The following is a 10,207-nucleotide window of genomic DNA, read 5'->3' as shown; positions in this document are numbered from 1 at the left end:
GCTCTTTCTCATGCCATCCTTATAACATTTTATGTGTTATCTAGGACAGCCCCTTTATTTTAAGTGTTCAGCCATACGTTTTGCGGCTTCAACACACTCGTCATGCGATGCTACCAAGGCCATGCGAATGAAGTTTTCACCTGGGTTTAATCCATGCGCTTCACGTGCTAAATAGCTACCTGGTAATACGGTGATATTTAAATCACGATAGAGTTTTACCGCAAGCTCTGTGTCGCTTTGTTTGCTTCTCGCCCATAAGTAAAATGCGGCATCAGGCAATTCAACGTCTAAAACATTTTTCAGTAATGGCGTCACTAAGTTAAATTTAGCCGCATAAAGTGTACGGTTTTCAATCACGTGCGCTTCATCATTCCAAGCCGCGATAGAAGCCGCTTGCACCGCAGGGTTCATCGCGCAGCCATGATAGGTGCGGTAGAGCGTAAATTTTTCAATGATGCTTTCATCGCCTGCCACAAAGCCAGAACGCATGCCTGGCACGTTTGAGCGTTTAGAGAGTGAACTAAAAATCACTAAGTTTTTATAACCTCGACCAAGCTTGTGAGCAGCTTGCAGCGCACCTAGCGGCGGATTAGCTTCATCAAAATAGATTTCTGAATAGCACTCATCAGCCGCAATGACAAAGCCGTATTTGTCTGACAATTCAAACAAGGTTTTCCATTGCGCTAACGACATCACCTTGCCAGAAGGGTTGCCTGGGCTGCATACAAATACCAATTGTGTACGTTTTAGCACATCGGCTGGCACATTTTCAAAATCCATCGCATGGTTATTTTCAGGCAAGGTATTAAGAAAATAAGGTTCGGCGCTAGCTAAAAATGCCGCACCCTCGTAAATTTGATAAAACGGGTTGGGGGAAATGACTATTGGTTTTGTTTTGGTGTTATCAATAATCACCTGAGCGAACGCAAATAACGCCTCGCGGCTACCTGTCACTGGTAAAATCGCAGCTTCAGGATTAAGTGCTGGCAAACCATAACGACGTGTAATCCAATTAGAAATCGCTTCACGCAACGCTAAAGAGCCAACGGTTGTTGGATAGCTAGCTAAACCTGCTAAATTACTCACAAGTGCGTCTTTAATGAGCTGTGGCGTGGCGTGTTTAGGCTCGCCGATAGATAGATTGATGGCAGAATAGCTTGGGTTGGGTGTTACGCCTTTAAATAAATCGCGCAAGCGTTGAAAAGGGTAGGGCTGGAGTAAATTTAAGTTTGGATTCATAGGCAATATTGTAAACTAGCCGCCCTAGGACGGGTAATTTTAAGTCGCAAAAATTGTTGCTGTCATATAAAGAAAAGTGAATAAAGTTGAGAATAAAATGCATGTAAATAACCCAAAGTCAGTAGCCAAGAGCGCATTGCTAAATAGCACTAGCCTGTTATTAGCCGCGGTATGCTGGGGTGTTGTTTGGTATCCATATCGAATTTTGGCGAATGCTGGCGTAGCGGCAGTGGCATCAAGCTTTTATTGTTATTCAACAGTACTGATTTTGGCTGGTATTGCATCTATAAAGCATTGGCGCGGCATTTTTAAGTTGCCCTTGAGCATTTTCTGGCTGAGTCTAACTGCTGGCTGGACTAACCTTGCTTATGTATTGGCTGTGATAGATGGCGAGGTCATGCGTGTGATGTTGCTATTTTATCTATCGCCATTGTGGACCTTGATACTTGCCCATTTTTGGCTGAAAGAGCGCATAGATAAACGCGGTTTAATGATTATGGCGCTATCCCTGTTGGGGGCGTTTATTATGCTGACTGACTTAACAGGCAAAGCCAGCGCTTGGCCGTTACCTAGAAATACTGCAGAGTGGTTTGCACTAACATCTGGTATTACGTTTGCCATAAGCAATGTGATTACTAGAAAATCTACTCACTTAACCATACGCAGTAAATCCTTTGCAGTATGGGCAGGGGTGTTTTTAATGGCGATTCTAGCCATGCCATTTGTGAACGAAACTATTCCCACACCTAGCTTCTTTAGCCTTAATGATGGCTTGGTAATTTTGGTCATCGCACTTTCACTCATTGCGGCTACCTTACTAACACAATACGGCATTACGCAAATGCCAGCGACACGCGCCTCAGTGTTATTTTTGTTTGAGTTGGTGGTTGCCGCTATTACTTCTTATTTTCTAGCACACGAAACAATGGAAATAAACGAATGGATAGGCGGCAGCTTAATTGTAGCTGCCTCCATATTTGCCGCATTGAATCATCATGATTAAATATGTTGATTGACCAAAGCGCAGCTTAACCAAAGCTAGAGTTACGAGTACCTTCAGCCGCAAAGCGAATTTTTAATGATAAGTCATTGCGTGAGTCGGCATTTGACAACGCATTTTCCTCATCAATTTTACCGTTGCTAAATAGTCTGAATAAAGATTGATCGAAAGTATTCATGCCAATGTCATTACTATCAGCCATGGTATCTTTCATGTCGCTCATTTTTTGCTTTTGAATAAGCTCTGAAATGTAGGGCGTATTAATCATCACCTCAATTGCTGCAACACGCTTGCTGAGTTTGCCAGTAATAAGTCGTTGCGAAACAATAGACACTAGGTTCATTGACAAGCCAAGTAGTAGTCCCGCTCTGGCGTCTTCTGGAAAGAATGAAATGATCCGTTCAAGTGCTTGGTTGGCATTATTAGCATGCAATGTAGCCAGGCACAAATGGCCAGTTTCAGCATAAGCCATGGCGTTTTTCATGCCTTCCATATCACGCACCTCACCAATTAGAATCACATCTGGCGCTTGGCGCATGGCATTTTTAAGGCCATTTTCAAAAGATAATGTATCAATGCCAACTTCGCGTTGGTCAACTATTGATTTTTTATGTGGGTGAATAAATTCAATAGGGTCTTCAAGTGTAAGTATGTGGCCATTTGTCGTTGCATTTCGATGATCAATCATAGAGGCGAGGGTAGTGGTTTTACCAGAACCCGTTGCACCAACAATAAGAATTAAACCGCGCTTGCGTAAAATCAAATCTTTTAATACTGCAGGAAGGCCTAATGAGTCTATGGATGGAATGTCCGTTTTAATATGACGTACCACCATACCCACTTCACCGCGTTGCTTGAATACATTTACGCGGAACCGACCGACATCTTTCTTACTAATGGCAAAATTACACTCTAGCGTTGATTCAAACTCTGTGATTTGGTCTGCCGTCATCATTGAGTAAGCAATTTCTTTAATCATGCCAGGCGTCATTATTTGGTTATTGATAGGCAATGTATCGCCTTCAACTTCAATATGAATGATTGCACCTGTGCTAAAAAAGAGGTCTGAGCCGCCTTTATCCAGCATGAATTTTAAGATTGGACTGATGTCGATTGCTGCCATAATTTAACCCTATTTATTTTTATAATCGTAAGTAAAAATCTTATCAGCGTGACTTTAGCATAATTTTTTACACTATTTAGCAGCTTTATCATTAGATTCTGATGTGATTAAATATTGCTGCCACATCGATTGGTAAACATTCTCTAATGACCGCGCAAATTGATTGGTATTAAATAAAGCCGAAGTAAGCTTAGTAGCAAGCAACTTCTGTTTAATGGCTTCAAGTTCTGTAGGTTTATTAGCCAAATGAACTGCTTTATTTTCATATTCTTCCAGTGAATAGGTGATTAACTCTGCCATATCTGCCGCGCTTAATAAACTGCCCGCCACCCGCGCTGCAAATGTATCACCAACGCAGGTTAATACTGGCAAACCCATCCATAAAGCATCGCTGCAAGTGGTGTGGGCGTTGTAGGGCGATGTATCTAAAAACAAGTCAGCATGAGCGTGACGTGCCAAATGGTCTGCAATGCTCATGCGAGGCGCAAAAATCAAACGTTCAGCCGCAATATTGTTTTTTGTAGCTTGGTTGATTAAGTTTTGCTTAGCCCATTGATTGCTGTCTAACAGCCAAAGCACGCTGTTTGGTACGGCTTTTAACAAACGCATCCACACGCTAAAAAACTCAGACGTGATTTTGAAAGTTTGGTTAAAACAGCAAAACACAAAAGCACCCTCTGGCAAATGACAGCTTTCACGGGTAGGTGGCTTGCCAATGGGGCGTTTACGGTCGTTGGGCTGATAGCAATGCGGTAATAGCGCGAGTTGCTCAGCGTAGTGGTTTGCTGTTTCAGCGGGGGTGATAAAGCTGTCACTCAATATGTAATCGAACAAAGGTTTGTTATCACTCATCATTCCCATGGTGCCCGGAAAGCCAAGCCAGTTCACATTGATAGGCGCAGGACGCAAAGCGGCAATGCCGCTGCGGCTGGTTTGAGTAAAACCTGTTAAATCCACCAAAATGTCGATTTGGAGTGCGTTGATTTTCTTCGCCGCATCAACTTCAGATAGCTGGCGAATATCATGAAACTCGTCAAAAGCCTTTTCTAGCCGAACTCGGGCACGGCTTTTGTCATTCACGCCGTATGAAAAAGCGACAATCTCGAATGTTGAACGGTCATGTAATTCAATGAGTTCACTGATTAAGAATGCGAGCGGATGCAACCTAAAATCCGCAGATAGATAACCAATCCTTATTTTTCCAGCACCGTCATACCGACGAAAGTCGGAATCCAGAGCCTTTAAGTCACTGGATTCCGTGTCAGACACGGGGTGACAAGCTTCTATAAGTGGTCTTTGGAAATTGAGCGTTTCAGCTTGTTTAATCAAACCAGCATAACGATTATTCACCCAATTGTTAGCACACAACTTTTGTTCTTCCGCTGTCGTCGTTGGCATGGCTAGAAAAGCAAAAGGCGAGATTTGCGCTTCTGGCACGTTTTTCAACCAATCGCGAATGCTTGAAATATCAGCTTCTAAGCCTTCCCAGTCGCATATATGCTGTTTTTGATGCACTAAATGTACTTTGGCATGGTAAAGCTTGGGGTTTAAATCTAAGGCCTTTAGGTAACTTGCAATTGCTAAATCTAGCTGACCTAATTCGCGTTGTACATTGCCTAAATTGTTGTAAATATCTGCATCATCAGGGCTAAGCTGAATGGCTTTTTGATACTGCAAAGCCGCTTCTTTAGCTTTACCAAGCTCACGTTGGGCATTACCTAAGTTATACAAATAAGCCGCATTCCTAGGTTGATTCTGCAAAGCCTCTTGAAAACAAGCCTCCGCTGTCCCATACCGACCCTGCGCATGAGATTCGTTACCAAGCTCTTGCAAGGCGTAGCTTAAGGCATTGCGGATATTCTCATTGTTTTTGAATATCCGCAGCAGCCGCCTAAAATAGCCAGCCGCCTCTTCAAAGCGTTTCAGCTCAACACACAAGTTGCCGCAATTGATTTGCGCAACGGTATCTTTGGGGTTGTGCAATAAAGCTTGCTGGTAATGTTTAAGCGCGATTTCGTTTGAAGTTTGCATGCTGTAATTTTAATTGAAAACATAGGCGGTTGACCAATAAACTAAAAACTTCGTTATTTTCCCAAGATTAGTTAGGAGTGGATTGAATGGAGTTATTAATATTGCGTATTGTGCCGAATGTAGCTTTTTATGAGATGTAGGGTGGGTAACTTGTTTACCCACCTTGTGTGAATTTGAACGACTGCATGCGTGGGCAGAATCTGCCCACCAGCCACTCATACGGCGCATTGCCTTGTAGGGTGACAATAAGCGAAGCGCATTGCACCAACGTGAGTTCCCATACGGCGCAATGCCTTGTAGGTTGACAATAAGCAAAGCGCATTGCACCAAAGTAAGTTCCCATGCGGCGCAATGCCTTTCAGTTATTGCGCCCTACGCGGGCTACGCGGGCTGCGACGGAATGACGGGTTGGGGTTATAGGCTGAAGACGTTGATAGAACCACCGCCAGGGAATGCGTTAGTTTCATCAATTTCATTCGCTTTATTTGAACCAAAACAGTCATTACATTTAGAGAGCGACCACCATGTACCTGGCCAACCACCAATGCCGGTTAGCAAGCCCACGTATTGTTTCCCGTGATTGCTATAGGTAAAAATATTACTAACTACTCCAGAGCTAACTTGAAACTTCCATAGTTCATGACCGCTTGAAGAATTTACTGCTTTAATCCAGCGATTTAATGTTCCATAAAATAACAAATTAGATTTAGTTGCTAATAGACCACTGTATATGGGTAATTGCTCTTGATTTATCCAAGAGGTTTTTTTAGATAAAGGATTAATTGCTATGATACCGCCCATATTTTCAAAATACGCATTTCTAACTTCATTAGTCCATGCCCCAGATGAAGTCCACGTTTTATCAATTTTTGCATATGCTTCTGTATAAAACCAACTAGATGCTCCAGCCCAAGGTTGCCCGGCATTAAATTTTGATTCAACTGGCATATAAGACATACAGGCTAAGTTTAATGGAATATAAGTTAAGCCAGTTTTAGGCGAATATGCAGCAGGACTGATACCTTTCGCACCCATATGTGACGGGCAAATGCCTTGTGTATCAAGATTATGGTGGGTACTATACTTTCCATCCTTCGCAGGCACCCCCGTCCTCAAATCCACCCCCGTCGCCCAATTCACAAACGGATGCACTTTTTCCGCCGCAATCAAGCTACCATTATTCGCCTGCCAAGTATAAATAAAGCCATTCTTGTTCACCTGTGTGGCGTAAGTTTTACCCTTGTTTTCAAATAAAATCACTTCATTGGTCGCGTCATAATCCCACTCATCATGCGGGGTGGTTTGCATCGCCCACTTGGCTTGACCAGTATCCACATCTCGTGCAAATACACTGCTTGCCCATTTGTTATCCCCTGGCCGTACATCTGGGTTCCAAACCCCTGGGTTGCCAGTGCCGTAATAGACTAAATTGGTTTTAGCATCAAAAGAGAAATAACCTGTGACTGCGCCACCGCCGTTTTGCCAGCCGTCTTTCTCTTGTTGTGGTTTTAACCAAGTGCGTATGCCTAACTCCTTCTCACCAATTTTTAATTGTTCATTGGCTAAAGGCTTAAATGAACCGCCTTGTTTGTTACCACCATTCACGTCTTGATAGACACTTAACGCACTGTATTGTGGGTTAGCTTGGTTAAAGTCATTGCCTATCAGTACATCGGCATCACTGCCTGTGGAATAGGCTTTCCAAGCGAGTGCGCCATCTTTTAAGTAATAGGCTGCCATAAAGCAACGCACGCCAAACTCACCACCTGCACAGCCCGTGAGCACTTTATCCTTAATCACTTGCGGGGCATTGGTGTTGGTCGCGCCTGTTTTCGGGTCATTGACTTGTACTTGCCATTCTAGCTTGCCTGTTCTGGCATTCAGCGCAACGAGCATGCCGTTGTTTTGTTGTAGATAGATTTTGCCATCACCAAAGCCTAAGCCGCGATTAACGTTATCACAACACAATACGGCTTGGGTGTTAGGTTCTTGTTTAGGAAAGTAAGACCAGAGTATTTTTTGGTCATTGTTTAAATCGAGTGCATAGACGTTATTAGGAAAGGCAGTGTGTAGATACATCACGCCATCAATCACTAAAGGCGCGCCTTCGTGACCACGATTAACACCCGTGCTAAACGTCCAAGCCAGTTTTAAATCTTTCACATTACGGGTGTTGATTTGATTAAGTTCGCTATAGCCTTGGTTATTGTATTGACCGCGTGGATATGCCCAGTTGTTGGGATTTTTCATCGCGCGGTCTAGGTCGGGTGCGGCTTGGGTGAGGGTAGGGAAGCTAAATGCGAGTAGAGTGACGAAGCTTAATTTTTTTGTCATTATTTTTAGCCTTCAAATTTTTTGATGATATTGCTTAACATACCACCATTTATTCAAGTGCTACAAATCATTTTTGCTAAACGCTTTAAACCAAGCTTACGCAACGCAAAACGATTGGGGTTCATTAACTCAGCAAATTCAATATTCATGGTAATCGGTTCATTGCAAATCATTTGCGCCAGTAATTCTGCGCAAAATGGGGCGCTGGTAAAGCCGCGACTACCATGCGCTACATTGATGTAAAGACCGTTAACCCAAGGCAATGACTCTGGTTTGGCGTTTGGACGGGGCGGCTTGGCTTGTAATAGCTTGTTGTCGAGCAATTTGCCAACTAATGGAAAGTAGTCGAAGGAGGTGCATCTGAATGACACGCGGCCGCCTTTGATATTGTTTTTAAGGTTTTCATGCAGCGCTGATGAAAAGCTTTTTAGTTTGAAAAGGTTGGCTTGGTGGTCTTCTTCATCTAATGCCGTGTCTAAATTATCTACAGAAAAGGTAGCCCCCAAGCAATGTTGACCATTTTCTGCGGGGCTTAAGTAGCCATCACTACAGATAATGGATTTTATATTTTGGCTGATACTTGTCGCTTCAAGCATGCTGACTTGACCGCGAACGGCTTGCGTTTTTAGGTGTAAGTTAATGCCTAAATGTTGTGCTTCATTTGCATTTGCGATAATGGCAATATCCGCTTTTTCTATGAGTTGACCATTTGAGTAAATTTCAAATAAATCATTATTTTTCAATAAGCTATCGATATTAGTTAATGTTTTAATTGAAATATTTTCATGAGCAACTAAACGCTTGCAGAGTTGTTGAGGGTTAACCCAAGCAGCTTTTGGAAAATACAGTGCATCATGTGGCAACGTTGCGCCTGCAAGGCTGCTTGCTTCATCAGCATTGACATATTTCAGAATATCGTCAGCATGATTTTGCGCGGCAACTTTTTGAATGCGCGCTAATTCTCTGGGGTTAAAGCCGAGTTGCAGCATGCCGCAAACGTTAAAATCTTCAGAGTTTAGGTTTAAATTCTTAAAAAATTCTAAGCTATACAAATAGCTTTCAAGTGCAAATCTGCTGGCATCATCATCGCCACTTAAACGTGGATAAAGCATGGCTTGTGGGTTGCCTGAAGCTTCGCTGGCTATTTGGGTGTTACGCTCAAATAGGGTAACTTTAATGCCACGGCTGGCTAGGGCATAGGCAGTGCTACAGCCTGCGATGCCGCCACCAATGATGATTGCTGTTTTAGGAGTTAAATTCATGATTTGTTATGCGATTTTTATTAGGGGATAAAATTTCCAATGAGCATTTCACGTTTTTTGCCAAAGCCAGTGCGCTTAGTCACATTAAAACCAGCATTGATTAAACCTCGGCGCACGTCGCCTGCACTGGTGAAAGTTGCAAATGTGGTAGAGGTTTTTGACAGCCTAGCCATTTGTTGAAACAGTTCGGTTTGCCACATATCACGGTTTTTAGCGGGCGCAAAACCATCGAGAAACCAAGCATCAACTTGGCTGGTGATTTTGCTTAAACTTGTTGTGGCATCGCCAATTAAAAGGCTCAGTTGCACGCGGTTATCATAAAGAGCAATGGTATTAGCGCCGTTAATCAGGCTTTCATACTGAGCTAGAAACGGTTCGCTCACCGCTTTGAGTTGCGGCCAAAAACTTAATGCTGTGCGCATATCTTGCAAGCTCAGTGGATATTTTTCTGTGCTAATAAAATGCAACGTTGCATTCTCAGGGCTTGTAGCAAGCCATGCGTTGACAGCGCATAAAAAGTTTAAGCCAGTACCAAAGCCAGTTTCGGCAATAATGAAAGTTTGCATTTCAGCATCAAGCCAGCGCTTCATTAAGTCATTGCCTTGCAAAAACACATAGTCAGTTTCTAGCAAACCATTGTCTGTAGAAAAGTAAACATCTTGAAATTCACTGGCGTAGGGTTGCCCGTCGCGCCATTCGATATTGGCAGTATTGCTAGGAGATTGCATATAAGCTGAAGTTTAATTTTAAGGTTAAATTTTAAGGCTTAACCGCAATTTTAAACACCGCTTTATGGAGATGATGCTCAGAGACCATGCCTGAGTGCGCGTCTTCTGGGAAGAAGATACAGAATTTATTTGGCTGCGTGTTAAGCCAATTAAGAGGTAAATCTTCAAAGAACTGCACATCATTGGTGGTGTTAAAGCTATCGATGGCTTGTTGGCAGTCTGCAAGCGGTTTCCAGCCCATATTATCTGTACCATCAAGCACTAATTGAATATCGATATACTTGCGGTGGCATTCAAGTTTAGCTTCAGTTTTGCTTTGCCCAACACCGCGTTGAATAAGCACAAAAATATCATCGTTTAAGATGGCATGTTTGCCGTTTGGTAGCGTTAATAAATTGGTGGTTTTAATGAAATCGAACACTTGTGGAAATAAGGGGTGAACGGCTGCATAGCGTTGTATTTGGTCAATCGTGTCGATAATCATGGCATT

Annotated in this window: 9 protein-coding genes; 1 reads left to right on the top strand and 8 read right to left on the bottom strand. The window is 42.9% G+C overall.

Annotated elements, in window-relative coordinates; translation table 11 throughout:
- Window positions 1-54: 54 nt before the first annotated feature.
- Window positions 55-1,239 carry a succinyldiaminopimelate transaminase gene (dapC, locus tag PSU78_RS13660; RefSeq protein WP_300388926.1) on the bottom strand — a complete coding sequence of 395 codons (1,185 nt, stop codon included), beginning with the start codon at window positions 1,237-1,239 and terminating at the stop codon, window positions 55-57.
- A gap of 97 nt (window positions 1,240-1,336) precedes the next feature.
- Here dapC and PSU78_RS13655 point away from each other — a divergent pair, with 97 nt between their 5' ends.
- Entirely contained in the window at window positions 1,337-2,242 is a 906-nt protein-coding gene (locus tag PSU78_RS13655; RefSeq protein WP_300388924.1) for a DMT family transporter, read from the top strand.
- Window positions 2,243-2,267: 25 nt separating this feature from the next.
- On the opposite strand, the gene PSU78_RS13650 is transcribed toward PSU78_RS13655, so the two are convergent.
- From PSU78_RS13650 to PSU78_RS13620, 7 genes are all read right to left on the bottom strand, one after another.
- Window positions 2,268-3,362: a PilT/PilU family type 4a pilus ATPase gene (locus tag PSU78_RS13650; RefSeq protein WP_300388921.1), complete on the bottom strand. Its 1,095-nt coding sequence runs from the start codon at window positions 3,360-3,362 to the stop codon at window positions 2,268-2,270.
- A 72-nt stretch (window positions 3,363-3,434) separates the two neighbouring features.
- Window positions 3,435-5,393 (bottom strand): tetratricopeptide repeat protein, encoded by a 1,959-nt coding sequence (locus tag PSU78_RS13645; RefSeq protein ID WP_300388919.1) that lies wholly within the window; start codon window positions 5,391-5,393, stop codon window positions 3,435-3,437.
- Between the two features lie 154 nt (window positions 5,394-5,547).
- Entirely contained in the window at window positions 5,548-5,736 is a 189-nt protein-coding gene (locus tag PSU78_RS13640) for a hypothetical protein (RefSeq protein ID WP_300388917.1), read from the bottom strand.
- Window positions 5,737-5,807: 71 nt separating this feature from the next.
- Window positions 5,808-7,727: a PQQ-binding-like beta-propeller repeat protein gene (locus PSU78_RS13635; RefSeq protein WP_300388915.1), complete on the bottom strand. Its 1,920-nt coding sequence runs from the start codon at window positions 7,725-7,727 to the stop codon at window positions 5,808-5,810.
- A 53-nt stretch (window positions 7,728-7,780) separates the two neighbouring features.
- Entirely contained in the window at window positions 7,781-8,989 is a 1,209-nt protein-coding gene (mnmC, locus tag PSU78_RS13630) for an FAD-dependent 5-carboxymethylaminomethyl-2-thiouridine(34) oxidoreductase MnmC (RefSeq protein WP_300388914.1), read from the bottom strand.
- 20 nt (window positions 8,990-9,009) lie between these two features.
- A complete protein-coding gene (gene mnmD, locus PSU78_RS13625; RefSeq protein ID WP_300388912.1) occupies window positions 9,010-9,717 on the bottom strand; it encodes a tRNA (5-methylaminomethyl-2-thiouridine)(34)-methyltransferase MnmD in 708 nt (235 codons plus the stop codon).
- Window positions 9,718-9,748: 31 nt separating this feature from the next.
- Window positions 9,749-10,201, bottom strand: a complete 453-nt coding sequence (locus tag PSU78_RS13620) for a YhcH/YjgK/YiaL family protein (RefSeq protein ID WP_300388910.1) — start codon at window positions 10,199-10,201, stop codon at window positions 9,749-9,751.
- Between the last annotated feature and the right edge of the window lie 6 nt (window positions 10,202-10,207).

The sequence above is a fragment of the Methylotenera sp. genome (genome assembly GCF_029945705.1).
GTDB lineage: Bacteria > Pseudomonadota > Gammaproteobacteria > Burkholderiales > Methylophilaceae > Methylotenera.
Note: the sequence above shows the minus strand (reverse complement) of the source record. Positions and strands in the feature narration are given on the sequence as shown.